Origin of the sequence: Bailinhaonella thermotolerans, assembly GCF_003594875.1 — a bacterium.
Lineage (GTDB): Bacteria > Actinomycetota > Actinomycetes > Streptosporangiales > Streptosporangiaceae > Bailinhaonella > Bailinhaonella thermotolerans.
Map to the genome: position 1 here is coordinate 504,044 of NZ_QZEY01000004.1, position 24,837 is coordinate 528,880.

A 24,837-nucleotide genomic window follows, 5' to 3' on the forward strand; every position below is an offset into this window, starting at 1 on the left:
CGGGACCGGAGGCCCGCCGGGCCGGCGCCGGCCGTGCCGGGGCCCGCCGAGGTCAGAGGCCGGTCGTCTCCAGGCCGGTCCTGAGCCCGGTGGCCTCCACGCCGGACGTCCCGAGCCCGGTCTGGCCGCCGCCGGGCTGCGGGCACCCGGGCCCGGACGGCTCCCCGGCGGGGGAGAGCTCGCGGACCGCGCGCAGGCACTCGGCCGCGTCGGCCCGCCCGTGGCCGTACCGGGGGTCCCACACCACGGGCGGCGGGTCCACGCGGGCCGTCTCGGTCAGGACGCTCCGCAGGGCGCCGGCCGGGAGGGACACGCCGCGGGCGCGGGCCTCGGCGAGCACCAGCGCGGCCAGGCCCGCCACGGCCGGGGCCGCCATGCTGGTGCCGGACTTGCGGACCACCCCGGTGCCGGTGCGGGAGTGGGCCGCGAAGACGTCGTGGCCGGGGGCGCTGAGCTCGGGCTTGGCGCGGCCGTCACGGGTCGGGCCGGAAGCGGTGAAGCGGGACAGCGGGCGGCCCGGCACGTGCGCGTCGTACGAGCCGACGGCCAGGGCGAGGCGGCCGCAGGAGATGGACCCGATGGTGTGGCTGTCGTCCCTGGGCTCCCCGGCGAAGGACGCCTGAGAGCTGTCGTTGCGCTCGATCCAGGCGTGGTACCCGCCGGACACGACCCGCTCGCCGTGCAGGCGCACCGTCCACACCCCGGGCGGGACCCGCTCGTCCAGGAACAGCCCGAGCACGTTGTCGCCGTTGCCCGGGTCGTTCGCGCGGTGGCTCACGAACAGCAGGGTGGTCCCGTCGTCCGCGCGCACGCGGGCGTTCGAGCCGAGCGCGACCGGGCCCAGCACGTCGCCGCCGGGGCTGATCAGCTCGGCGCGGAAGACGTCGCCCCCGGCGTACCAGAGCTCGACCTCGCACTGGGCGGTCAGCAGTTCGGGGACCGCCACCCGCACGTCCGCGCGGCCTCCCGGCGGGACCGTGCCGGCGGCGTGGACCCCGCGCTCGAAGGAGTTGCCCGCCGAGATCACCACCGCGCGGCCGGGCCGCTCGGCGATCATCGCGTCGATGCCGCGCTCGGCCAGGCTGGAGCCGTCGTGCGGGCCGCCGTGCGTGCCCAGGCTGATGTTGACCACGCAGGGCCGCTCGCCCGCCTCGTTGAACAGGAAGCGCACGGCCTCCAGCAGTTGCACCGAGTCGCCGAAGAACTGGCCCACGACCTCCTGCCCCTGCCAGGCGACGTCGGAGACCGCGGGCTCGGCGAAGGCGATGTCGGCCTCCGGCGCCACGCCCGCCACGCCCGAGCCGAGGCCGTTGCCCGCCGCGATGTCGCACACGTGGGTGCCGTGCGTGCCCTTGGGCCGGCCGGGCTGGTCGGGGACGGGGCCGTACCCCAGCGCCTCGTAGGGGTCGGCCTGGCCCAGCGCGCGGTCGATGTCGGCCGCGCCGTGCCTGCGGCCGTACCCGAAGGGGCTGCCGGGGGTGGACGCGCCGCTCTGGTCCCAGATGGCGACGACGCGGGTGGAGCCGTCGGCCCGGCGGAAGTTGCGGTGGGCGAAGTCCAGGCCGGTGTCCACGACGCCGACGAGCACGCCCGCGCCGCCGCCGGCGAGGGAGCCGGGGGGAGCGGAGGCGCGGTCGGCGCGGATCTCCGGGACGGTGGCCTGGAGGGTGGGCCGCAGCGGCTGCGCGCACTTCATGCTGCGCACGCCGGGGGCGCGGCGGACCTCCTCGACCCGGGACAGCGGGACGCGGGCGGTGACCAGGAGGCGCCCGTCCACCTCGCCGATGACGGCGCCGAGCCGTACGCCGTCGCGGTCGGCGAAGCGGTCCACGTCGTCCACCAGGGCCAGCACGCCGATCTCGTCCTCCTCGCTCGAGGCGGTGGCGACCGTGGTGTCGCCGCGCTCGCGCCGGTCGAGCGCGCGCTGGAGGCGCGGGTCCATGTCCGGGTAGATGTCGGTGGTCTCGATGTACATCGGCTGGCCCTCCGCCCTCCTCGGTGCCGCGCGGCTGACGCCCTCGGCCTGGCCTCAGCAGACCAGCCGGAATCGCGGGCCCGCATGAGTAGGGCCTACTCAGATGCGCGGAGGAACGCCCCGTTCCGCCCGGTCCGGGCCCGCGCGCAATCCCGGTCTTTACGGGGTCCGCCCGGCTTGCCGGTGCAATCTCCGCAGGCTTGACCAGCGAAAACACTCAGGGTTAAGCATGATTACGCTGGGTAGGCAAACTGCGGCGTCGCCTTGACCCCTCCCACGCCGCAGCCAGATGAGGTGATCATGCACGGCCCGACCGGGACCACGGCGGACGACCGCGACACGGGGACCCGCCGCACCGTCACCGACGTCCTCGCCGAGACCCGGCGCGTCGTCGAGCCCGCCCACCGCGCCGCCCTCGGGCGGCTGCCGGAGGAGGTGCGGCACGTCGCCGGCTATCACGCGGGCTGGTGGGACGCCGACGGGCGCCCCCAGGACAACACGGGCAAGGCCGTACGGCCCGCGCTCGTGCTCGCCTGCGCCCGCGCGATCGCGGGGGACCTGCCGGCGGCGGCGGTGCCGGCGGCGGTCGCGGTGGAGCTGGTGCACGACTTCTCACTGCTGCACGACGACGTCATGGACGGCGACCCGGTGCGAAGACATCGCCCCTCGGCCTGGGCCGTCTTCGGCGTCGGGCGCGCGGTGCTGGCCGGGGACGCCCTGGTCAGCCTGGCGCTCGACGTGCTCGCCGGGTCGGCCGCCGAGGTCCGGGTGCTCACCGGCGCCCTGCTGCGGCTGTGCGGCGGGCAGAGCGCCGACCTGGAGTTCGCCGAACGCGCCGACGTCACCCTCGCCGAATGCCTGGCGATGGAGGCGGGCAAGACCGGCGCGCTGCTCGGCTGCGCCTGCGAACTGGGCGCGCTCGCCGCGGGGGCGGAGCGCGACCGGGCCGCCGCGCTGAGCGAGTTCGGCGAGCACCTGGGCCTCGCGTACCAGCTCGTGGACGACCTGCTCGGCATCTGGGGAGACCCCCGGATCACCGGCAAGCCCGTCTACAGCGACCTGACCGCCCGCAAGAAGTCCCTGCCCGTCGTGGCCGCGCTGTCCTCCGGCACCCCCGCCGGGGAGAAGCTCGCCCGCGTCTACGCGGGCTCGGACCGGCCGCGCGACCCCGAGCGGGTCGCCAGCCTGGTCGAGGCCGCGGGCGCCCGCTCCTGGGCCAGGCGGCAGGCCGACCGTCACCTCGCGGCCGCGCTGGAGTGCCTGGGGCGGGCCCGTCCCGACCCCCGCGCGGCGGCGGACCTGCGGGCCATCGCCCATCTCATCATCCGGAGGGATCACTGACATGCCCACCCCCGACGGCGCCCGCACCGTGCTGCTGGCGTCCCCCCGGTCCCTGTGCGCGGGCGTCGAACGCGCCATCGAGACCGTCGAGCTCGCCCTCGCGAACCGCCCCGACCCTACGCGGCCGATCTACGTCCGCAAGCAGATCGTGCACAACACCCACGTCGTGGCCGACCTGGAGGAACGCGGCGCGGTCTTCGTGGACGAGCTCGGCGACATCCCCGCCGACGCGCCCCCCGGCACCGTCGTGGTGTTCTCCGCCCACGGCGTCTCGCCCGCCGTACGGCGCGACGCCGACGCGCGCGGATTCACGGTCATCGACGCCACCTGCCCGCTGGTGACCAAGGTGCACGCCGAGGCGCGGCGGTTCGCCGGGCGCGGGGACACCGTCGTGCTGATCGGGCACGCCGGGCACGAGGAGGTCGAGGGCACGCTCGGCGAGGCCCCGGACCGCACGCTGCTGCTGGAGGACGCCGCGGGGGTGGACGACCTGCCGATCGGGGACGGCGAGCCGGTGTCCTACCTGACGCAGACCACCCTGGCGCTGGACGAGACCGCCGAGATCGTCGAGGCGCTGCGGGCGCGGTTCCCCAACCTGCGCGGGCCGGCGGGGGAGGACATCTGCTACGCCACCACCAACCGGCAGCGGGCCGTGGAACAGGTCGCCCGCGAGTCCGACGTCGTGCTGGTCGTGGGGTCGGGCAACTCCTCCAACTCCCGCCGCATGGTCGAGGTCGCCCGGCGGCAGGGTACCCCGGCGCATCTCATCGACGACGCCGGGCGCATCGACCCCGAGTGGCTGCGCGGCGCCTCCGTGATCGGCCTGTCCGCCGGGGCCTCGGCCCCGCAGCGCCTGGTGGACGAGGTGATCGACCGTCTGCGCGCCGAGGGGCCGGTGCGCGTCCTGGAGCGCGAGGTCACGACCGAGGACGTGTCCTTCGCGCTTCCCAAGGAGGTCAGGCCCGGGTCCCGCCGGGCTCCCGCCCGCCCCCCGGCCGCCGAGTCGCCCGCCGTACGGCGTGAGCGCGCCGCCGAGCCGCCCGGCCCCGCTCTCCGGTCGGAGGAGCCCGGGCGCGTCGCCGTGCCCCGGCCGCGGATGTGGAACGACGAGCCGGAGCCGGGCGCGCGGGAGCCGGAGGAAGGGTCCCGGGGCGCGGCGGAGGGGGCCCGGGGACCGGAGGAGACGGCGCGGTCGCGGGAGGAGGAGGCGCGGTCGCCGCACACCGGGACGGCCTCCCTCGTCCCGCGGCACACCCCGGCAGGGCCGGAGGAGTCCGGCATGCCCCGGTACTCCCCCTGGTCCCGCGATCCCGAGCGGCGCGAACCGCCGGGCCACGCCCATTCCCCCTGGGAGAGCGGCGGCCCCGAGCCGGCCTGAGCCCGGTCCCGGCGCTCGCGACCCGGCGCTTGGGACCCGGCGCTCGGGTCCAGGCGCTCGGGGCCCGGCCTCGCCGGGTCCCCGTGTGCCGCCGGGTCCTGTGCCGCCGATCCCCCCGCCGTCCGATCCCCCCCGCCGTCCGATCCCCCCCGCCGTCCGATCCCCGTGCGGCCCGATCCCCGTGCGGCCCGATCCCCGTGCGGCCCGATCCCCGTGCGGCCCGATTCTCCGAGTCCTCCGATCCCGAACAGGAGTTGCGATGCCCCCTGTGAACCTCGGCCTGCCCGCACCGCCCGCCCGCCGCCGCCGCAGCCGCGCCCTCACCCTGGGCAAGGGGCCGGACGCCGTCATCGTCGGCGGCGACGCGCCCGTGAGCGTCCAGTCGATGACCACCACGCCCACCGCCGACGTCGACGCCACCCTCCAGCAGATCGCCGAGCTCACCGCCGCCGGCTGCGAGATCGTCCGGGTCGCCGTGCCCTCCCAGGACGACGCCGACGTGCTGCCGACCATCGTCGCCAGGTCCGGCATCCCCGTCATCGCCGACATCCACTTCCAGCCCAGGTACGTCTTCGCGGCGATCGAGGCCGGATGCGCCGCCGTACGCGTGAACCCCGGCAACATCAAGAGGTTCGACGACCGGGTGGCCGAGATCGCCCGCGCGGCGGCGGAGTACGGCACGCCCATCCGGATCGGGGTGAACGCCGGGTCCCTGGACGCGCGGCTGCTGGCCAAGCACGGCAGGGCCACGCCCGAGGCGCTGGTGGAGTCGGCGCTGTGGGAGTGCTCGCTGTTCGAGGAGCACGGGTTCACCGACCTGAAGATCTCCGTCAAGCACCACGACCCGCTGACCATGATCCGCGCGTACGAGCTGCTCGCGGAGGCCTGCGACTACCCGCTGCACCTGGGCGTGACCGAGGCGGGCCCGCCCCCGCAGGGCGTGGTCAAGTCGGCGGTGGCGTTCGGGATCCTGCTGCGGCAGGGCATCGGCGACACGATCAGGGTGTCGCTGTCGGCGCCGCCGGTGGAGGAGGTCAAGGTCGGGCTGTCCATCCTGGCGTCGCTGGGGCTGCGCGAGCCCCGGCTGGAGATCGTCTCCTGCCCCTCCTGCGGGCGCGCCCAGGTGGACGTGTACACGCTCACCCAGAAGGTGCAGGCCGCCTTCGAGGGGTTCCCCCGGCCGCTGCGCGTGGCCGTCATGGGCTGCGTGGTCAACGGGCCGGGCGAGGCGCGGGAGGCGGACATCGGCGTGTCCAGCGGCAACGGCAAGGGGCAGATCTTCGTCCGCGGCCGGGTCGTGGCGACGGTGCCCGAGTCCCGCATCGTCGAGGCCCTGATCGAGGAGGCCCTCAAGCTGGACGGCGAGGACGCGGAGACCGCGGAGGACACGGAGACCGCGGAGGACACGGAGACCGCGGAGGACACGGAGGACGTCGCGGGCGCGGAGGGCGCCGGGCCGGCCGGGGCGGGCGCCGCCGTACCGCGCGGGCGCGAACCGGCGGAAGCCGACACGCGGGCGGTGCCCGGCGCCGCGGGGGCGGGATGACCGGGGCGTGGGAGGCGCGCGGGACGGGGGAGTGCGCCGTGGACGTGGACGAGGTCGAGCTGCCGCCGATCTACTGCCCGCTGGAGCCGGGCCTGAACCCGGCCAGGGACCGGGTGGAACGGCGCGCGATCGCGTGGATCGAGGGGTCGGGCATGTGCGCGGACCGGCGGGAACGGGCGTGGGTGATCGGCACGCGCAGCGCCGACTTCTACGCGCGCTTCGCGCCCCACGCGGACGAGGAGCGCCTCCTGCCCGCCGCCCTGTGGGTCTACTGGGGCTTCGCCTTCGACGACGCCCGCTGCGACGCCGGGCGGTTCAGCGGGCGGCCGGCGGAGTTCCTGCCCATGGCCCAGCGGATCCAGCGGGCGCTGGAGCTGCCCGGGCCGTCCGGCGACGATCCGTACGGCAGGGCGCTGGCCGACATCGCCGGCCGGTTCCGCGCGCTGGCCACGAGCGCGCAGGTGTGGCGGTTCCGGGTCGCGCACCAGGCGTGGCTGACCGGCGTGGCCTGGCAGATCGCCAACGAGGCCCGGGGACGGCTCCCGGACCTGGACGACTACATCACCATGCGGCTGCACTCGGCGGGCGGGGAGCCCACCTTCGCCATGCTGGAGATCGCCGACGGCGAGGAGGTGCCGGACGCGGAGATGACCTCGCCGGCCGTGCGGGCGCTGACCGAGATGGCCATCCTGGTCGCCGCGCTGGACAACGACCGGCATTCGCTGGCCAAGGAGCTGGGGCGCGGGCACACGGACCAGAACGTCTACACCGTGCTCATGCGGTGGGAGGGGCTGTCGCTCGCCGAGGCCGCGCGGCGCGCCTCCGGCCTGCGCGACCGCGTCTTCGTCCGGTTCCTGCGGCTGCGTGAGGCGACCCGGCCCCGGCTCAGCGCGCCCGGCCGCCGCTACCTGGACGGCCTGGCGTACGGCATCCGCGGCAACGCCGAGTGGGGGCTGCGGGTGCCGAGGTACGTCAGCCGCGGCGCCGACCCGGGGGCGGACGACGACGGCGCGATCACCTGGGCGGACCGGCCGGCCGACGACCGCGACGAGCCCCTGCCGGTGGCCACGGCCGCCTGGTGGTGGGACCGCGACCTGTGAGGCGGGAGCGGCTGACAGGCGACATGACACACGGTGACACAGCGTGACATGGCACGGGCCCGGCGACGGAACGCCGGGCCCGTGCTGTGGTGCCCCCAAGGATGTTTCCGGCCCGCCCGGAAGTTCGCTGAGCTGGACCGTAAACTGAGAGTAATCTATCAGCTACAATCAGTACTGGTAATGGAAGCGGCAGGTAAAACGGCGTGCGCCGCCACCGGTGAAGACGCCCGGTGACGGCACGGCCGGTCCGGAGAGCGAGGGAGAGGCACATGAACCCGCGTGGGACACGCACCCGGAGGATCGTGGCGACGGCGCTTCTGGCCGTGACGGGGGCGGCCCTGCCGGCCGTTCCCGCCGCCGCCGACATCTGGGACGGCGAGGACGGCCACTGGCGCTACGTCGCGAGCTACAAGAACCGCTTCCTGTGCAAGGGCGCGGGGACCGCGCTGGTCTTCTCCGGCGGCGCCGACGACTACTCCTGCGTCGGCCGGCGCGGGCGGCTCCTGCTCTTCATCAGGTAGCCGGCTCCGCGCCGGGCGGCCGGCGGGCCCGCCCCGGCCTGGACGGGCCCGGCCGCGTCGGGCGGGCCGGGCGGGCCGGGCGGATCGGCACGTGGATCGGCACGTGGATCGCGGTGGGGAAGCGGGGGGAAGATGCGGCCGGCACGACGAGATCCACTGGGCGCCTACGCCCGCTGGTCGGTGCGCTCCCAGGGCCTCGTCCTGGGCCTGGCCGCCGCGGCCACGCTGCTCCTCGGCGTCTTCGCCGGCGGCCTCACCGACCGGCTCTCGAACGGTCACTTCAGCGCCACCGGCACCCAGTCCGGCGAGGCCGACCGGCTGCTCGCCGAGCGGTTCCGCGCCCAGACCCCCGACCTCGTCCTGTACGCCAGGGCGCGCGAGCCCGTGGACGCCCCGGCGATCGCGGCGGCGGGCCGCGACCTCACCCGCCGCGTCGAGCGGGACCCCGGGGTCGCCTCGGTGCGGTCGCTCTGGACCGGCGGCTCCGCGGACCTGCGCTCCAAGGACGGGCGCGGAGCCCTGATCACCGTGGACCTGAAGGGGGACGCGCGAGCGACCGCGCGGCACGCCGAGCGGCTGGTGCCCCGCGTCGCCCGCGAGCGCGGGCCCTTCACGATCTCCGCGACCGGGCCCGTGTGGGCCATGGTCCAGATGATCGAGCGCGGCAAGGAGGACCAGCGCCTCGCCGAGGTGGTCATCGCCCCGCTCACCGTGCTGATCCTGCTCATCGCCTTCCGCTCGGTGTTCGCCGCGATCGTCCCCGCCGTGATCGGGGCGCTCGCCGTCGTCGGCACCCTCGCCGCGCTGCGCCTGCTCACCCACGCGATCCCGGTCTGGGCGATGGCGCCCAACCTGGCCACCGCGCTCGGGTTCGGCCTGGCCATCGACTACAGCCTGTTCATGGTCACCCGCTTCCGCGAGGAGCTCGCGCGCGGCCGCACCGTGCCCGCCGCCGTCGAGGAGAGCATGCGCGTCGCCGGGCGCACCGTCCTGTTCTCCGCCGCGACGGTCGCGCTGGCCCTGTCCGGCCTGCTCGTCTTCCCCGTCGAGGCCATGCGCTCCCTGGCCTGGACCTCGATCACCCTGGTCGTGCTCGCGGCGGCGGCCACCGTCCTGGTCCTCCCCGCCCTCCTCGCCGTCATCGGCACCCGCGTCAACCGGCTGGACCCCTTCGCCCGCCTGCGCCGCACCCCGCCGCCGTCCGTCCCCGCGGCCGGCGGCGCCGTGCCCCTTCGCCCGTTCGCCCGCCGCCCGGGCGCGGTGGGCCTGGCCGGCGTGCTGACCTTCGCCGCCGTGGCCCTGACCCGGCTCGCCCCCTCACCGGCCCCCCGCCCCCGGACCGGGCTCGGGGACCGCCTCCTCACCGCCCTCCGCCGCCCCCGCCCGGCCCGGGCCGCCGCCCCGCGTCCCGCCGTACGGCCGCGCCCGGGGGTCGCCGGGGCGTCCCCGAACGGCGCCGCCCGCCCGCCACGGGCCGCCCCCCGGCCGGCCCCGGCCGTCTCCCTGGCCCGCTCCTCCTGGCCCCTCGCGCTGCTCACCCTGGTGGGCCCCGCCTCCCGCCCCCATGTCCGGGCCCCGCGCGCCGCGCACCCCGGGGGGAGGCAGTCCCCGCCCCGCCCCCTCGGCCCTCCCCGTGGCCTTCCCCGTGGCCTTCTCCGCGCCCTGCTCGCGCCGGGCCCCCGGCCGAGGCCGCCCGCGACGCCGCCCCGCACCCTCCGGCCCGCCCTCCCGGGCCCGCCGCCCGCCCACGGCCTGCCGGGGGCCGCGACGCCCCGGGCACCCCGGCCACGCGTCCCCCTCCGCGCCGCGCTGGCCGCCCTCGTCCCCGGCGGCCTCGTCCCCGGTGCGCGCCTTCCCGGTGTGCGCGTTCCCGGACCGCGTGTCCCCGGTGTGCGCGTTCCCGGTGTGCGCGTTCCCGGTGTGCGCGTTCCCGGACCGCGCGTCCCCGGCGCCGCCGCGACGGGGATCCCCTCCGCCGCGCGCGGCCCCCGGCCGGCCCCCGCGCCGCCGTACCCGGACGGTCCCCGGCACGGCCCGATCCCGCCGGCCTGGCGGCGCGGCACGCCGCTCTCCGCTCCGGTCGCGGACCTCGCGCCGCGCCGCCCGCGATCGCCGGGCCTCCTGGGCGCCCTGCTCAGGCCGTACGGCACGGCGGCGGGTGGCGGGGCGGCGGCCCTGTCGCGTGCCGTCCCGGAATCGTCGGCGGGCGCGTCCGCCAGGGGCGTTCCCGGGGCGCTCCGGCGCCCTCCCGCGCGCGGCCCCGTCCGCGCCGCGCTGGCCGCCCTCGTCCCCCGGGCCCCCGTGCCCGTCACCGCCGCGACGGCCGCCACCGCCGGCCCGCGGCGCGCCGTGTCGTACGCCGGGGGCCCGGGCGCGCTCCCGGCGAGGGCGGCCGCCGCCGGGCGGGGCGGCGCGGACGGGCCGCGCCCCGCGAGGGTGCCCGCGGCGCGGGAGGCGAGGGCGGGCCGTTCCGCCTGGGCGCGGGAGGTGCTCGGCGGGCTGTGGCGGGACGCGCTCGGGGCGGATCGTCGGATCGTCGCCGCGGGCGGGGCGTGCGCGGCGTCGGTGCTGGCGTTCGAGCTGGTACGGCGGGCGCGGCGGAGGAGGGGGCACGCCCTCGCCGGCCGGCCCGGGCGGCGGCGCGGGGACGGCGTGGAGGAGAGCCCCGTCTGGCGGCGGATCGCGGTCGAGGTCGTGGGGCGGCCGGCGGCCTACGGCGGGGCGTGCGCGGTGGTGCTGGTGCTGCTGGCGCTGCCGTTCGGCCACGCGAGGTTCGGGGTCGCCGACGAGCGGGTGCTGCCGGCCGACATGGAGGCCCACACGACGGCCCAGCGGCTGCGGCACGACTTCGAGCGGCCCGTGGACCGGGAGCTGACCGTGGTGCTGCCGAAGGGCGGGACGGACGCGCGGGTGGAGGGGTACGCCCGCTGGCTGTCGGCCGTGCCGGACGTGCACTCCGTGCGGACGGTGACCGGCACCTACGTGCGCGGCGCGCGCACGGCGGGGCCCGCGGCGGAGAGCCGGGGGTTCGCCGCGCGCGGCTCGACGATGATCAAGGTGGCGGCGGCGGTCGACCCGCAGACAACCGCGGCGGCCCGGCTGGTGGAGAACCTGCGCGAGCTGCCCGCACCCGGGCGGCGGCTGATCACCGGGCGCGCCGCGCAGGTCGCGGACACGCTGTCGGCGCTGTCGGGCGCGCTGCCCTACGCGCTGGCGATCGTGGCCGGCGGGACGCTGGTGATGCTGTTCCTGTTCACCGGCGGGGTGCTGGTGTCGCTGAAGGCGCTGGCGCTCGGCGTCCTCAGCCTGTCCGCGAGCCTCGGCGCCGTGGTGTTCATCTTCCAGGACGGCAACCTGCGCGGCCTGGTGGGGGACTTCACGGTGACCGGGCACCTGGAGGCCGCGACCCTGCTGCTCGCCATGACCATCGCGTTCGGGCTCTCCGTGGACTACGAGGTGTTCCTGCTGGCCCGCATCCGCGAGGCGTACCACCGCACCCGCGACCACGCGCGGGCGGTGGTCGCGGGCATCGCCGGGACCGGGCGGCTGGTGACGGCGGCGGCGCTGATCGTGGCCGTCACGACCGGCTCGCTGACCGCCTCCTCCAACCTCCTCCTCAAGATGAACGGCCTGGCCCTGGCGCTGGCCGTGCTCGTGGACGCCACGCTCGTGCGCGGCGTGCTCGTGCCGGCGTTCATGCGGCTGACCGGGGCGGCCAACTGGTGGGCCCCCGAGCCGCTGGCCCGGCTGCGCCGCCGCGCCGGAGTGACGGAGGTGCGCCACTGACCACTCCCCGTTTTACCGTTCCCCGGCGTGTTCATGGACCTCACCTGGGAATGTAACTGTCCGAAGTCAAGATGTAACAGAAAGGGTCGATCATGGAATCCCGTTCACTCCGCCTGGCCCGCCGCGTCGCCGGCGTGCTCGCGCTGACCGTCCTGATCGTCGCGGGAGGGGCCACGGCCGCCTCCGCGGGCACGGGCGACGGCTTCTTCGACATGGTCGAGGACGTGCTCAACGGGGCGGACGCCCCCCGCAACTTCTTCTTCTTCAGTCCCTGAGAGCCGGGGCCGGGCGCGCTCCGGGGCATGGCCGCGCCCGGCCCCACCTCCCCGCCCCCGATCGATGATCGGATCCGGCCGGTGATCCGGGGTACGCTCGCGGCAACGCGCGGAGCGGAGGAGGGAGCACGGCATGGCGGCGTCGCGGGAGCGGGAGTTCCAGGGGACGCGAGGCGGGATCACGGTGCGGGAGTGGCCGCTCGAACACCCTCGCATGCTGGCGATCCTGGTCCACGGGTACGGCGAGCACATCGGGCGCTACGAGCACGTCGCCGACGCGCTGATCAAGGCGGGCGCGGCGGTGTTCGGGCCCGACCACATGGGCCACGGCAGGTCGGCGGGCGACCGGGTGCTCATCGAGGACTTCGAGGACGTGGTCACCGACGTCCACGCCGTGGAGGAGCTGGCCAGGGCCGAGCACCCTGGCGTGCCGGTGGTGATGATCGGCCACTCGATGGGCGGCATGATCGCGGCCCGCTACGCCCAGCGGTACGGCGACGGCCTGTCCGCGCTCGTCCTGTCCGGCCCGGTCCTGGGCGACTGGACGGTGATCGGCACGCTGCTCGCCCTCGACGAGATCCCCGACATCCCCATCGACCCCGGCACCCTGTCCCGCGACCCGTCCGTGGGCGCGGCGTACGCCCAGGACCCCCTGGTCTGGCACGGCCCGTTCAAGCGTCCCACGGTGGAGGCGTTCGCCCGCGCCCTGGAGGCGATCGCCAAGGGCGGCTCGCTGGGCGCGCTGCCCACGCTGTGGATCCACGGCGAGGAGGACGCCCTCGTCCCCCTCGGCGGCACCCGCACGGGCATCGCCGCGCTGCGGGGCGCGGGCCTGACCGAGCGGATCCGCCCCGGCGCCCGTCACGAGGTCTTCAACGAGATCGACAGGGACGAGGTCCTGGCCGAGGTCACCGCCTTCCTCGACCGGGCGCTGAGCCGCTGAGCAGCGACTCCGCCGGCGGGTCGGGGAAGAGCCTGCGGAGCACCGGGAGCCAGGGCGCGGCGGTCACCGAGGGGCGCAGGACCGCCACCGCCACGCAGTACTTGCTCAGGCTCAGCGGGCGCACCCCGAGCCGGCGCAGCAGCCGGTCCACCGGGGTCTCCGGCCCCGGCGACTTGGACTCCAGCAGCATGTGCCCGTTTCCTGCGGCGGCCCGGCGCGTCCCGTCCGCGCAGACCAGGCCGGTGTCGCAGGTGACGCGCCCGGTCCCGGCCAGGTGGACGAGCGTGGCGCGCGCGTAGGTCGTCGTCGCGACCGGCCCGAGGTCCTCCGGCGGCGGCTCGCCGTACCCCTTCCGCAGGGTGGCGGCCAGGAAGGCGCGCGCCCGCGGGGTCAGCTCGGCCCGGCGCTCGATGTCGTACGGCATGCGGTGCTTGTCCGTGGAATCCCGCGCGCCGTTCAGCTTCACCTCGAACATGCACGCGCCGGAGTCCAGGTAGGACCGGGTGCGGACCTTGAACCGGCGCCGCCGGCCCTGGACGTGGCCGCGGTAGGTGAGCAGGCCGGGGGTGTCGAAGTACGTCGAGGAGTACCGGAACCGGCGCAGCCCGCCGATCTCCAGCACGCCGTACTCGCGGCCGGCCAGCCCGATCAGCTCGGCGAACGCGCCGACCGGCACCAGGTACTTCCGGTCCAGCCGGGTCTGCAGCTCGGCGCGCTCGCGCACCCGCGCCAGGCTCACTGGCGGCAGCCCGTCCAGCAGCCGGTCCAGCGGCCGGTCCAGCGGGTCGTCCAGCGGCCGGTCCAGCGGGTCGTCCAGCGGCTCGTCCGGGGCGCTCACGCGGCCACCCCGCGCGCCCCGGCGGCCGGCCGGGGGGTCCCGGCGGGCTCGTCCGGGACGCGGTACCGGACGTCCACCACCATGACGTCCCGCACGTAGTCGATCTCGGAGACGATCTGCCGCAGCACGGTCCCGCCGAGACGGCGTTCCAGGTCCTCGCGGAGCGCGGCCGGGTCCCGGTGCACCACGTCCAGCGTCACGACCTGCCGCCGCACCCGCGACCGGAGGCGCGGATGGTCCCCGACGTACATCACCAGGAGCAGGACCGGGTTGAGGATCGCGGTCAGCCAGGGGGACTCCGCCGCGACGCCGTTGACCAGCCCCAGCGACAGCGCCACGAAGTAGTAGCCCACCTCCTCCTGGGTGATCTTGCTGGAGCGCAGCCGGATGATGGACAGCACCGCGAACAGCCCGAAGCCCACGGCGAGGTCGGCGCGCTGGGCCAGCAGCAGCGAGCTGACCGTGAACACGCCGACGTTCACCGCGACGAACGCGAGCTGCAGGTCCCGCCGGTGGTGGCGCCGGAAGTAGATGACGCCCGCCAGCAGGATGATCGCGATCAGGTCGGCCGCCAGGCCGTACAGGATCCGGGAAACCATCCGTTCCTCCCGTCGAATGCTCCGCTTCCGGCGCGCCGGGACCGGCCCGCCGCGCCCTCCATCCGGACTCTCGCGGCGGCGGATGGGAGCGGGATGAGGCGGAGATGAGAGGGTCCTCATCAGCCGCGCATGAGAGGTTTCTCATCCGGCTCCAACCTCCGTCTCCGCGGGGACGGGGGAGGATCGCGGTATGCGTGCGCGAAACGTGCTCACGGCGGTCGCGGCGGGCGGCCTCCTGGCGCTGGCGCTGGGGCTGGTCGTGGCGCGGGCCACCGAGGACCCCCGGCCCGACCTCGGCGGGGTCGTCGAGGTCACCGCGGGTCCCGCGCGGGGCCCCGGCCCGGCCGCGACGGCCCGCGCGACCCCCTCGCCCACGGCGTCGCCCCGCGCGGCCCCGTCCCGTGAGGCGCGGCACCCCGGCGGCCGGCCCGTCCCGCCGCCGCCCCCGCCGTACAGCGGGGACGATGACGACGGCGAGGCCGACGACGATGACCCCGAGTGACCTCCGGGCGCGTGCCGACGCCCGGGATGAGCGCGGGGACGGCGCGGGGCGGCGGGGGCCCGCGGGGGAACGGCCGCGCCGGGCGGTCAGCGCGCGTGCGCGCATCGTGGGCTGGATGACGCTGCTGGTCGGGTCCGCGCTGGCCGGGTCGGTGTTCGTGACCTGGTCGGTCCTGTCGGCCCGGCTGGACGCGCGCCTCACCGGCGAGCTGACGCACGAGGCGGGCAAGCTGCGGGAGTACGCCCGCCGCGCCACCGGGCCCGACCTGTCGGAGTTCCTGAGCGGCTACCTCGCGCAGAACGTGCCGGACACGCACGAGACGTTCTTCTCGATCGTGGATGGCCGCGCCGAGCGCCGGAGCGCGCCCGACCCGCCCGCCCGGCTCGACCGCGACCCCGGCTTCGTCGCCACGGCCGCCGCCGCCACCGAGCCCGCGTACGGCTGGACCGAGAGCCGGGCGGGGCCGGTGCGCTACGCCGTGCTGCCGGTGCGGGTCTCCGGGGACGGGCGGCGGGGCGCGCTGGTGGTGCTGGAGTTCCGCGACCCGCTGCGCGCCGAGGTGACCGAGGCGACGCGGGTGCTGGCGCTGACCGCCTTCGGCGCGCTGGCCGTGGCCGGGCTGGCGGGCTGGCTGGTCGCCGGGCGGGTGCTGGCCCCCATCCGGCTCGTGCGGCAGACCGCCGACCAGATCGGGGAGTCCGACCTGACCCGGCGCCTGGAGGTGCGCGGGAACGACGACGTGGCCGCCCTCGCCACGACGTTCAACCGCATGCTCGACCGGCTGGAGTCGGCGTTCGCGGCGCAGCGCACCTTCCTCGACGACGCCGCCCACGAGCTGCGCACCCCCATCACCGTGATCCGGGGGCACCTGGAACTCCTCGGCGGCGACCCCGGGGAGCTGGCCGAGACGCGCGCGCTGCTCATGGACGAGCTGGACCGGATGAACCGCATGGTGGACGATCTGCTCGTGCTGGCGAAGGCGGACCGGCCCGACTTCCTGACGCCCGGCGAGGTGGACCTCGCCGACCTGGTGGTGGAGGTCGTGGCCAAGGCGCGCGGGCTCGGGCAGCGGCGCTGGCGGGTGGGCGCGGTCGCCGAGGCGTCCGTGCCCGGCGACGGCCAGCGGCTCACCCAGGCGCTCATGCAGCTCGCCGCGAACGCCGTACGGCACACCGGCCCGGGTGACACCATCGAGGTCGGGTCGGCGGTGCGCGGCCGGACCGCGTCGCTCTGGGTGCGCGACACGGGCCCCGGCGTGGCCCCGGAGGACGCCGAGCGCGTCTTCGGCCGTTTCGTGCGCGGGAGCGCCGTGCCCCGCGCGCAGGACGGCGCCGGCCTCGGGCTGGCCATCGTGGCCTCGATCGCGCGGGCGCACGGCGGGACGGCCCGCGTCGAGAGCCCGCCGGGCGGGGGCGCCCGGTTCGTCCTGGATCTGCCCGCACGCCCGGAGGTGGCCCGGTGAACAGGATTCTCATCGCGGAGGACGAACGGCGCATCGCCGCCTTCATCGAGAAGGGGCTGCGCGCGAACGGCCTGATCCCCACGGTCGTGGAGGACGGGCTCGCGGCGTACGAGCACGCGCGCGGGGGGCGGTACGACCTGATGATCCTGGACCTGGGCCTGCCGTGCCAGGACGGCTTCACGGTGCTGCGGCGGCTGCGCGAGGAGCGCGTGGTCACCCCGGTGATCATCCTGACCGCGCGGGACGGCGTGGCCGACACCGTGGCCGGGCTCGAGGGCGGCGCTGACGACTACATCTCCAAGCCCTTCGCGTTCGAGGAGCTGCTGGCCCGGGTACGGCTGCGCCTGCGCGCCGACCGGACCGTGGAGCCGACGGTGCTGCGCGCGGGCGGGCTGACCCTGGACCTGCGCACGCGGCGGGCGCGGGTGGGGGAGACCACGGTGGAGCTGACGGCGCGGGAGTTCGCGCTGGCCGAGGTGCTGTGCCGTCACCCGGACCAGGTGCTCACGCGCGAGCAGCTCCTCAGCCACGTGTGGGGGTTCGACTTCGACCCCGGCTCCAACATCGTGGACGTCTACGTGCGCTACCTGCGCCGCAAGCTCGGCCCCGGCCGGATCGAGACCGTGCGCGGCGCGGGCTACCGCCTCCGGCCGGTCTGACCCGGCCGGCTTCTCCCGCGCCTCCGTCCCCCCGGCCCCTAAGCGTTCGCTTAGTATTTCGGGGTGGACGACGACCTGTGGGACCTGATCGAGCCGGCCGCCGCGCGCCGCCTGCTCGCGGGCGCCGTCGCGCTGTTCGCCGAGCGCGGGTACGGCGGGGCCTCCACCCGCGACATCGCCGAGCGGGCCGGGATGAGCCCCGCGGCCATGTACGTCCACTACGCCACCAAGGCCGAACTGCTCTTCACGATCGTCCGCGCCGTCCACGAGGCGGCCCACGCGGCCGTCGTCACCGCCCGCGACGCCGCTCCGGGCCACGCCGCCCGGGTCCGCGCCGCGACCTACGCCCTGGCCCGCTTCCACGCCCGTCACCAGCAGGCCGCGCGCGTCACCCAGATCGAGCTGGCCGGGCTGGACGCCGACCGGCGGGCGTTCATCCAGGAGCTGCGCGACGGCACGGACGCGGTCTTCCACGAGGAGGTCAGGGCGGGCGCGGAGGCGGGCGTCTTCGACGTCGCGGACCCGCCGGGGACCGCCCGCGCCGTCGTCTCGCTCTGCGTGGACGTGGCCCGGTGGTACCGCCCCGGTGGTCCCCGCACGCCCGAGGAGGTCGGGAGCCTGTACGCCCACCTGGCCGCGCGCATGCTCGCCGTACAATAAGCGAACGCTTAATCAGGGAAGGGCGGACATGCGGCGCACCATCTACGGACCCGATCACGAGGCATTCCGCGAATCCGTGCGGGAGTTCGTCACGCGCACGGTCGAGCCGCGCGCGGAGGAGTTCATCGAACGGCGGCTCATCGACCGCGAGGTCTGGCGCGAGGCGGGCCGGCAGGGCCTGCTCGGCCTGGAGGTCCCCGAGGAGTACGGCGGCGGCGCGGCGGGCGACTACCGCTTCAACGCGGTGCTCACCGAGGAACTGGCCGGGCAGAGCATGGCCCTGGCCTCCAGCCTGGGCATCCACTTCGACGTATGCGCGCCCTACCTCGTCGAGCTGACCACCGAGGAGCAGCGGAAACGCTGGCTGCCCCGGTTCTGCGCGGGCGAGCTGATCACCGCGATCGGGATGACCGAGCCCGGCGGAGGCTCCGACCTCGCGGCGCTGCGCACCACCGCGACCCGGGACCGCGGCGACTGGATCGTCACCGGGTCCAAGACCTTCATCACCAACGGCTACCAGGCCGACCTGGTCATCGTCGCCGCGCGGACCAGCCCCGAGAAGCGCGCCAAGGGCATCACGCTGTTCGCCGTCGAGTCCGGGATGCCGGGCTTCGAGCGGGGCCGCAAACTGGACAAGGTGGGGCAGCCCGAGGCCGACACCGCCGAGCTGTTCTTCGAGGACGTCCGCGTGCCCGCCGAGAACGTCATCGGCGAGGTGGACCGGGGTTTCGTCGCCATGATGGAACGGCTGCCGCAGGAACGCCTCGGCTCCGCCGTCACCAACGTCGCCCACGCGGCCGCCGTCCTTTCCGAGACCCTGGCGTACGCCCGGGAACGGAAGGCGTTCGGGCAGGCCATCGGGTCGTTCCAGCACAACAAGTTCACCCTCGCCGACCTGGTCACCAAGATCGACGTGACCCGGGCCTTCGTGGACCAGTGCGTCGCCGCGCACGCCGGCGGTGAGCTGTCGGCGGTGGACGCGGCCAAGGCCAAGATGTGGACCGCCGACGTGCAGAACGACGTGATCGACGCCTGCGTCCAGCTCTACGGCGGCTACGGCTACATGCGGGAGTACCGCGTGGCCCGCGCCTGGGCCGACGCCCGGGTCACCCGGATCTGGGCCGGGTCCAACGAGATCATGCGCGAGATCGTCGGACGGGACCTGGGCCTGTGACCGCCGCGACCCCGCCGAACGGCGACTACGCCCACTGGCACGACGTGCCCACCCGCTGGAACGACAACGACTCCTACGGCCACGTCAACAACGTGATCCACTACGCCGCCATGGACACGGCGATCAACACCTGGCTGATCACCGAGGCGGGCCTGGACATTCACCGCGGCCCCGCCGTCGGCATGTGCGTGGAGTCCCGCTGCACCTACAAGGCCGAGGCGACCTTCCCCGAGGTGATCCGGGTGGGACTGCGCGTCGGCCGGCTGGGCCGCTCCAGCGTGCGCTGGGAACTGGGCCTCCACCGCTCCTCGGACGGCGTCCTGATCGCCGAGGGCGACTTCACCCACGTGTTCTGCGACCGCGTGACCCGCCGCCCGGTGCCCATCGAGGGGCCGATGCGGGCCGCGATGGAGAGGCTGGTGATCTCATGACCCCCACCCGCGCCGCCGTCCTGACGGAGTCGGGCCGCCCCGCGCCGTACGCCGGCTCCCGCCCGCTGGAGATCCGCGAGCTGGAACTGGCCCCGCCCGGCCCCGGCGAACTGCTGGTCCGGGTCCGCGCCGCCGGCCTGTGCCACTCCGACCTGTCGGTGATCGACGGCTCCCGGCCCCGCCCGCTGCCCATGGCGCTGGGGCACGAGGCCGCCGGCGAGGTCGTGGCGGCGGGCGAGGGCGCGGAGTTCGGCCCCGGCGACCACGTCGTGCTCACCTTCGTCCCCGCGTGCGGCGACTGCCCCGGCTGCGCCGCCGGGCGTCCCGCGCTGTGCGCCCCGGGCGCCGCCGCGAACCGGGCCGGGACCCTGCTCGGCGGTGCCCGCCGCTGGCCCGAGGGGGTCGCCCACCACCTCGGCGTGTCCGCCTTCTCCGAGTACGTCGTGGTGTCCTCCCGCTCCGCCGTACGCGTCGATCCGTCCCTGCCCCCGGAGATCGCCGCGCTGTTCGGCTGCGCGGTGCTCACCGGGGCGGGCGCGGTCGTCCACAGCGCGGCCGTCACCCCGCACGACTCGGTCGCCGTGTTCGGCCTGGGCGGCGTGGGCCTGTCGGCGCTGCTGGCCGCCCGGGCGGCCGGGGTCTCGGAGCTGGTGGCCGTGGACCTGGTCCCGGAGAAGCTGGCCCTGGCCCGCGACCTCGGCGCCACCCAGGCGATCGAGGGCGGCCCGGACGTGGCCGAGCGGGTGCGCGAGGCCACCGGCGGCGGCGCGGACAAGGTGATCGAGACCACCGGCGTCGTCCCGGTCCTCGCGCAGGCCTACGCCGCCACCGCCCCCGGCGGCACCACGGTCACCGTCGGCCTGCCCGGCCCGGACCGCGAGCTCACCCTGCCCGCCCTCTCGCTCGTCGCCGAGGAGCGCACCCTGCGCGGCAGCTACCTCGGCTCCTGCGTCCCGCGCCGCGACGTCCCCCGCTTCGTCGAGATGTACGCCGCGGGCCTGCTCCCCGTGGACCGCCTCCTCTCCCACCGCCTCACCCTCGACGAGGTCAACACCGGCTTCGACCGCCTCCGCACCGGGGAGGCCGTGCGCCAGGTGATCGTCTTCTAACGCCCTGCGCGCCGTCGGGGGCCCGGGAAAACGGGTTGGCGGGCCCCGGCGGCGGCTGGCACCCTGCGTAGATGAGTGAGACCGCTGAGCAGGACGGCACCGCCTACGCTCCGGCGCGCGGGGAGCGGCTGCCCTGGGAACGGGTGCCGGCCCGGATCCGCGAGGCCGTGGAGGCCCACCTGGGAAGCCCCGTGGCCGCCGCCGCCACGCAGCCCGGCGGCTTCTCACCCGGCGCCGCCGTACGACTGCGCCTGGAGGACGGGCGGCGCGCGTTCGCCAAGGCCGTCGGGCCGGAGCTCAACCCGGACTCGCCGGACATCTACCGCTCCGAGGCGAGGATCGCGGCCGCGCTGCCGGCGTCGGCGCCCGCGCCCCGGCTGCTCGCGTCGTTCGACCTGGACGGATGGGTCGCGCTGCTCTTCGAGGACGTCGAGGGCCACGAGCCCGCCGACCCCTGGGAGCCCGGCGAGCTGGACCGGGTCCTGGACGCCCTCGCCGGCCTGGCCGAGTCCCTCACGCCGTCCCCGGTGGACGCGCCCACCATCGGCGAGCGGATGGGCGGCGAGTTCCGGGGCTGGCGGCGGCTCGTGGCCGCGCGCGACGCGGGCGAGGACGACCTGGCCGGGCTGGACCCGTGGGCCCGCGACCACCTCGACGAGCTGGCCGCGCGGGAGTCGCTGTGGGCGGAGGCGGCGGCCGGCGACACCCTGGCCCACTGCGATGTGCGCGGCGACAACATCCTCCTCACGCCCGACCGCGTGGTGTTCGTGGACTGGCCCTGGGCCGCGCTGGCCGCGCCCTGGGCGGACCTCCTGCTCATGCTGCCGAGCGTCGCGATGCAGGGCGGCCCGGCTCCCGCGCCGGTCTTCGACTCCCACCCGGTGGCCCGGGGCGCCGACCCCGGGAGCGTCACCACGGTCCTGACGGCGATGGCCGGCTTCCTCGTCCGGCAGAGCCGGCAGCCCGCCCCGCCAGGCCTGTCCACGGTCCGCGCCTTCCAGGCGGCCCAGGGCGTCCACGCGCTCCGCTGGCTCCGCGAACGGTGGTGACCCGCCCCCGCCGCTCTTCCGGCACGGCTCGCGCCCGCGTCCCGCGGGAGGCGCGGGCGCCGGCCGTACGGCCGCCGGAGGGGGCGGCCGGGTCAGCGGGAGACGGTGAGGCGGGCGACGCGGCCCTGCTCGCCGGAGGCCCAGCAGCCGTAGGCGGCGGCGCAGGAGACCGTGTCGAAGGAGCCGGTGTCGAAGGTGCGCCAGGTGCGCCCGCCGGTGAAGGTGATGTCGCTGCCGGACGGGCCCACCGCGATCGCGGCGAAGGGCCCGAAGGGGAGCCAGGACACACCCGACCGGTACGCCGGGGGCGGCGTCTCCGACGGGGTCCAGGTGGCCCCGCCGTCGGTGGTGTACGCCCCGGCGCGCGGCGACGGCTCCTCCGGGCGGTAGTCGCCGCCGACGGCGACGCCGTGCCGGACGCCGTGGAAGGCGGTGGCGAAGACGCCGCGGGCGGGGTCGCCCGCCGGGATCGGGGTGTCGGAGACCGTCCAGGTCAGGCCCCGGTCGCGCGAGTGGAAGACGCGCGAGCGCTCGGCCCCGCCGGTGGCCATCCACACGTCGCGCCCGCCGGAGGTGACCAGGCACTGGCCGCTCGCGGCGAACCCGGCCTCGCCGGGCAGGGCCGCGGGCATGCCCCCGGACGGCAGCACGCGCCAGCTCCGCCCGCCGTCGTCGGTGGACAGGATGCGGAACCTCCCGTCCACCGGGTCGCTCATCGCCAGCCCGTGCCGGCGGTCGAAGAACGCCATGCAGTCGTAGAAGGCGCGGGGATCGTCGTTGCGGAACGTCTCGGCCCAGGTGCGGCCGCCGTCGTCGGTCCGGTACACCCGCGAGGCCGCGCCCTCACCGATCGACAGGATCACCGCGCTGTCCGGCCCGAACGCGTGAATGTCCCGGAACTGGCGGTCGGACGCCCCCTGCGGCGACACGTTCTGCCAGCTCCGCCCGCCGTCCACCGTACGGACGACCGTCCCGGCGCTCCCCGAGGCCCACGCGGCCCGCCGGCTGACGGGCGCCAGCCCCCGCAGCCGCGCCGTGGTCCCCGACTCCAGCACCCTCCACCGCAACGGCGAGTCCTGGCCGATCGCCGTGTCGGCCGACACGGGCACCTCCGGCGACGCGGCGGCGGGCGTGGCGACGCCCAGCAGCGCGGCGGCCGACAGAACCGCGACAAAGAGCCTCATGCCGCGCAACCTATTCCTTTCTTCAGGAAAGGATCAAGACCGAACTCGGAGAAGGGGGCCGCGTCGGCGGGAGGACGGCCGGGTTCACAGGAGGGCGGCGACGAGTTTCGCGAATTCTTCGGGGGTGGTCACCTGGACGCCCAGTTTGTCGGCCTTGGCCTTCTTGGAGCCGGCCTTCTCGCCCGCGACGAGGAGGGAGGTGGAGGCGGAGACGCTGGAGGAGGCGCGGCCGCCGGCCTTCTCGATCAGCTCGTTCATCTGGTTGCGGGAGTACTCCGCGAGGGGGCCGGTCATGGCGCCCGTGACGACGACGGACATGCCCGCCAGCGGCAGGGCTGGGGTCCCGGCGGACCCGGCGGATTCGGAGGGCCCGGCGGCCTCGCCCGGCGGGGTGAAGCCGGGCTCGGTCATGGTGACGCCGGCGGCCACGAGCTTGTCGATGAGCGGGGCGATCTGGGCCAGCTCGGGGACGATGAGCCTGGCCTTCTCCGGGCCGATGCCCTCGACCTCCTGCAGCGCCTCGGCGTCGGCGGCGCGGATGGCCTCCATGGTGCCGAAGTGCCGGGCGATGCGGCGGGACATCGAGCGGCCGGTGCCCTGGACCCCGAGGGCGCACAGGACGCGGCTGAGCGGCTGCGCCTTGGCCCGCTCGATCGCGGCGAGCAGGTTGTCGGTGCTGGTCTCGCCCATGCGCTCCAGCGACAGGAGCTGGTCGCGGGTGAGGGAGAACAGGTCGCCGAAGTCGGCGACGAAGCCGGCCTCCATCATCTGGACGATGCGGTTGCGGCCCAGGCCCTCGATGTCGAGCTGGTCGCGGCCCACGGCGTACTCGATCGAGGCCAGCGCCTTGCAGTCGCGCCCGCGCACGCAGCGCCAGCGCTCCTGGGACTTGTCGATCTCGCTGCCGCAGGAGGGGCACACGTCCGGGAAGACGATCTCCTCCTCCTCGCCGGTGCGCAGGTGCGTGACCGGGGCCTCGACGCGCGGGATCACGTCGCCGGCCTTGTAGACCGTGACGGAGTCGCCGAGCATGAGCCCGCGCCGGGCGATGTCGGCGGGGTTGTGGAGGGTGGCGTACTTGACCACGCTGCCGTCGAGCTCCACCGGCTCCAGCTCGGCGCGCGGGGCGATGACGCCGGTGCGGCCGACGTTCCACTCCACCCGCAGGAGCCTGGTGATCTTCTCGGTGGCGGGCAGCTTGTAGGCGACGGCCCAGCGCGGGGCGCGGGTGCCGAACCCCGCCTCGGCCTGGTCCGCCGCCGAGTCCGCCTTGATCACGATGCCGTCGATGCCGAACGGCAGCTCGGCGCGGGCCGCGGCGATCTCCTCGACGCGGGAGAGGATCCGCTCGGCCGAGTCGGCGACGATCCCCGCGACCGGGGTGGCCGCCGTGGTCCGCACGCCCAGCTCCGCCACCAGCTCCATGATCGCGCTGTGCGGGAGCTCGCGCAGCCGTACGGCGAGCTCGCCCCGGTCGTCGGGCGGCAGCGGGAGCGCGCCGTACCCGAAGAAGGTGGTCTCGCAGACGTACGGCCGGTCCTTGGCGCGCAGGGTGCCGGCGGCGGCGCTGCGCGGGTTGGCGAAGGTGGTGCCGTCGTGCGCCCTGCGCTTGTCGCAGGCGGCGCCGAACTGGGCGGCGGTCATCATGACCTCGCCGCGGATCTCGACGGTGACCGGCTCGGCCAGCCGCTCGGGGAGGCCGAGCACGGTGCCGATGGCGTGGGAGACGTCCTCGCCGGCGGTGCCGTCGCCGCGCGTGACGAGCTGGGCCAGCCGCCCGTTGCGGTACCGGGCGGAGACCGCCAGGCCGTCCAGCTTGGGCTCGACGCTCCAGTGCTCGACGGGACGGCCCAGGCGGCGCTCGACGCCCGCGATCCAGGTGGTCAGGCCCTCGGCGGAGAAGACGTTGTCCAGGCTCAGCATCGGGACGGTGTGCGGCACGTCCCCGGTCACCGCGCCGCCGGCGACCTTGCCGGTGGGGGACTCGGGCAGGACGTGCTCGGGGTGAGCCGCCTCGTAGGCCTCGATGCCCCGCACCAGCCTGTCGTAGGCGTCGTCGTCGAGCGTGGAGTCGCCGGCGCCGTAGTAGGCCGCGGCGGCGGAGACCGCGAGCTGCACGGCCTCGGCGTATTCGCCCTGGTCGGCGAGGGCGGTGAGGGGAGCGTCCGTCATGACTTCATCTTGCCGTCGCGGACCGACAAAACCGACAAGTCATGTCATGTGAACTTTCTCGGGGTGAGGCGTTGACCCCCGCCCATCCTGTGTGAGTAACTTCCGAACAAGGCGCCGACTTTGCATGGAATTT

At 75.8% G+C, this 24,837-nt stretch carries 20 protein-coding genes and 1 pseudogene; 16 read left to right on the forward strand and 5 right to left on the reverse strand.

Annotation, left to right across the window (positions count from 1 at the left end; all coding sequences use genetic code 11):
* Positions 1-52: 52 nt before the first annotated feature.
* On the reverse strand, positions 53-1,975 hold the full coding sequence (locus D5H75_RS14740) for a S8 family serine peptidase (RefSeq protein WP_119926985.1): 1,923 nt from the start codon (positions 1,973-1,975) through the stop codon (positions 53-55).
* Between the two features lie 300 nt (positions 1,976-2,275).
* Between D5H75_RS14740 and D5H75_RS14745 the strand changes: the two genes are divergently transcribed.
* From D5H75_RS14745 to D5H75_RS14780, 8 genes and pseudogenes are all read left to right on the forward strand, one after another.
* Entirely contained in the window at positions 2,276-3,316 is a 1,041-nt protein-coding gene (locus D5H75_RS14745) for a polyprenyl synthetase family protein (protein WP_119926986.1), read from the forward strand.
* A gap of 1 nt (position 3,317) precedes the next feature.
* Positions 3,318-4,694 (forward strand): 4-hydroxy-3-methylbut-2-enyl diphosphate reductase, encoded by a 1,377-nt coding sequence (gene ispH / locus D5H75_RS14750; protein WP_277949940.1) that lies wholly within the window; start codon positions 3,318-3,320, stop codon positions 4,692-4,694.
* Positions 4,695-4,953: 259 nt separating this feature from the next.
* A pseudogene (ispG, locus tag D5H75_RS14755) lies at positions 4,954-6,135 on the forward strand (flavodoxin-dependent (E)-4-hydroxy-3-methylbut-2-enyl-diphosphate synthase); the annotation flags it as partial.
* 101 nt (positions 6,136-6,236) lie between these two features.
* Entirely contained in the window at positions 6,237-7,340 is a 1,104-nt protein-coding gene (locus tag D5H75_RS14760; RefSeq protein WP_202638147.1) for a terpene synthase family protein, read from the forward strand.
* A 302-nt stretch (positions 7,341-7,642) separates the two neighbouring features.
* The gene (locus D5H75_RS14765; RefSeq protein WP_147425148.1) at positions 7,643-7,861 is read left to right on the forward strand and encodes a hypothetical protein; all 219 of its coding nucleotides are present in this window, start codon (positions 7,643-7,645) and stop codon (positions 7,859-7,861) included.
* A 132-nt stretch (positions 7,862-7,993) separates the two neighbouring features.
* The gene (locus D5H75_RS14770) at positions 7,994-11,647 is read left to right on the forward strand and encodes an MMPL family transporter (RefSeq protein ID WP_119926988.1); all 3,654 of its coding nucleotides are present in this window, start codon (positions 7,994-7,996) and stop codon (positions 11,645-11,647) included.
* A gap of 92 nt (positions 11,648-11,739) precedes the next feature.
* Positions 11,740-11,922 carry a hypothetical protein gene (locus tag D5H75_RS14775; RefSeq protein ID WP_119926989.1) on the forward strand — a complete coding sequence of 61 codons (183 nt, stop codon included), beginning with the start codon at positions 11,740-11,742 and terminating at the stop codon, positions 11,920-11,922.
* 133 nt (positions 11,923-12,055) lie between these two features.
* Positions 12,056-12,865: an alpha/beta hydrolase gene (locus D5H75_RS14780; protein ID WP_119926990.1), complete on the forward strand. Its 810-nt coding sequence runs from the start codon at positions 12,056-12,058 to the stop codon at positions 12,863-12,865.
* Here D5H75_RS14780 and D5H75_RS41545 read toward each other — a convergent pair.
* Together D5H75_RS41545 and D5H75_RS41550 are read right to left on the reverse strand one after the other, a co-directional pair.
* A complete protein-coding gene (locus tag D5H75_RS41545; RefSeq protein WP_242454242.1) occupies positions 12,831-13,703 on the reverse strand; it encodes a polyphosphate polymerase domain-containing protein in 873 nt (290 codons plus the stop codon). The genes D5H75_RS14780 and D5H75_RS41545 overlap by 35 nt on opposite strands.
* Positions 13,700-14,302 (reverse strand): DUF4956 domain-containing protein, encoded by a 603-nt coding sequence (locus tag D5H75_RS41550; protein WP_202638148.1) that lies wholly within the window; start codon positions 14,300-14,302, stop codon positions 13,700-13,702. The genes D5H75_RS41545 and D5H75_RS41550 overlap by 4 nt, the downstream gene beginning before the upstream one ends.
* A 190-nt stretch (positions 14,303-14,492) precedes the next feature.
* Here D5H75_RS41550 and D5H75_RS14790 point away from each other — a divergent pair, with 190 nt between their 5' ends.
* The 8 genes from D5H75_RS14790 to D5H75_RS14825 all read left to right on the forward strand — a co-directional run bounded on the left by D5H75_RS14790 (position 14,493) and on the right by D5H75_RS14825 (position 21,348).
* The gene (locus D5H75_RS14790; protein WP_147425149.1) at positions 14,493-14,804 is read left to right on the forward strand and encodes a hypothetical protein; all 312 of its coding nucleotides are present in this window, start codon (positions 14,493-14,495) and stop codon (positions 14,802-14,804) included.
* A 115-nt stretch (positions 14,805-14,919) separates the two neighbouring features.
* Positions 14,920-16,266 (forward strand): sensor histidine kinase, encoded by a 1,347-nt coding sequence (locus D5H75_RS14795; RefSeq protein WP_119927143.1) that lies wholly within the window; start codon positions 14,920-14,922, stop codon positions 16,264-16,266.
* Positions 16,263-16,925 (forward strand): response regulator transcription factor, encoded by a 663-nt coding sequence (locus D5H75_RS14800; RefSeq protein WP_119926992.1) that lies wholly within the window; start codon positions 16,263-16,265, stop codon positions 16,923-16,925. The genes D5H75_RS14795 and D5H75_RS14800 overlap by 4 nt, the downstream gene beginning before the upstream one ends.
* Before the next feature lie 63 nt (positions 16,926-16,988).
* Positions 16,989-17,585 carry a TetR/AcrR family transcriptional regulator gene (locus D5H75_RS14805; protein ID WP_242454243.1) on the forward strand — a complete coding sequence of 199 codons (597 nt, stop codon included), beginning with the start codon at positions 16,989-16,991 and terminating at the stop codon, positions 17,583-17,585.
* 28 nt (positions 17,586-17,613) lie between these two features.
* Positions 17,614-18,759, forward strand: a complete 1,146-nt coding sequence (locus tag D5H75_RS14810; RefSeq protein WP_119926993.1) for an acyl-CoA dehydrogenase family protein — start codon at positions 17,614-17,616, stop codon at positions 18,757-18,759.
* Entirely contained in the window at positions 18,756-19,190 is a 435-nt protein-coding gene (locus tag D5H75_RS14815; RefSeq protein ID WP_119926994.1) for an acyl-CoA thioesterase, read from the forward strand. Before D5H75_RS14810 ends, D5H75_RS14815 begins: the two co-directional genes overlap by 4 nt.
* A complete protein-coding gene (locus tag D5H75_RS14820; RefSeq protein ID WP_119926995.1) occupies positions 19,187-20,299 on the forward strand; it encodes a zinc-dependent alcohol dehydrogenase family protein in 1,113 nt (370 codons plus the stop codon). Before D5H75_RS14815 ends, D5H75_RS14820 begins: the two co-directional genes overlap by 4 nt.
* Positions 20,300-20,370: 71 nt before the next feature.
* The gene (locus D5H75_RS14825; protein ID WP_119926996.1) at positions 20,371-21,348 is read left to right on the forward strand and encodes an aminoglycoside phosphotransferase family protein; all 978 of its coding nucleotides are present in this window, start codon (positions 20,371-20,373) and stop codon (positions 21,346-21,348) included.
* A 92-nt stretch (positions 21,349-21,440) separates the two neighbouring features.
* On the opposite strand, the gene D5H75_RS14830 is transcribed toward D5H75_RS14825, so the two are convergent.
* Entirely contained in the window at positions 21,441-22,532 is a 1,092-nt protein-coding gene (locus D5H75_RS14830; RefSeq protein ID WP_119926997.1) for a WD40/YVTN/BNR-like repeat-containing protein, read from the reverse strand.
* An 84-nt stretch (positions 22,533-22,616) separates the two neighbouring features.
* On the reverse strand, positions 22,617-24,704 hold the full coding sequence (gene ligA, locus D5H75_RS14835; RefSeq protein ID WP_119926998.1) for an NAD-dependent DNA ligase LigA: 2,088 nt from the start codon (positions 24,702-24,704) through the stop codon (positions 22,617-22,619).
* Positions 24,705-24,837 lie beyond the last annotated feature (133 nt).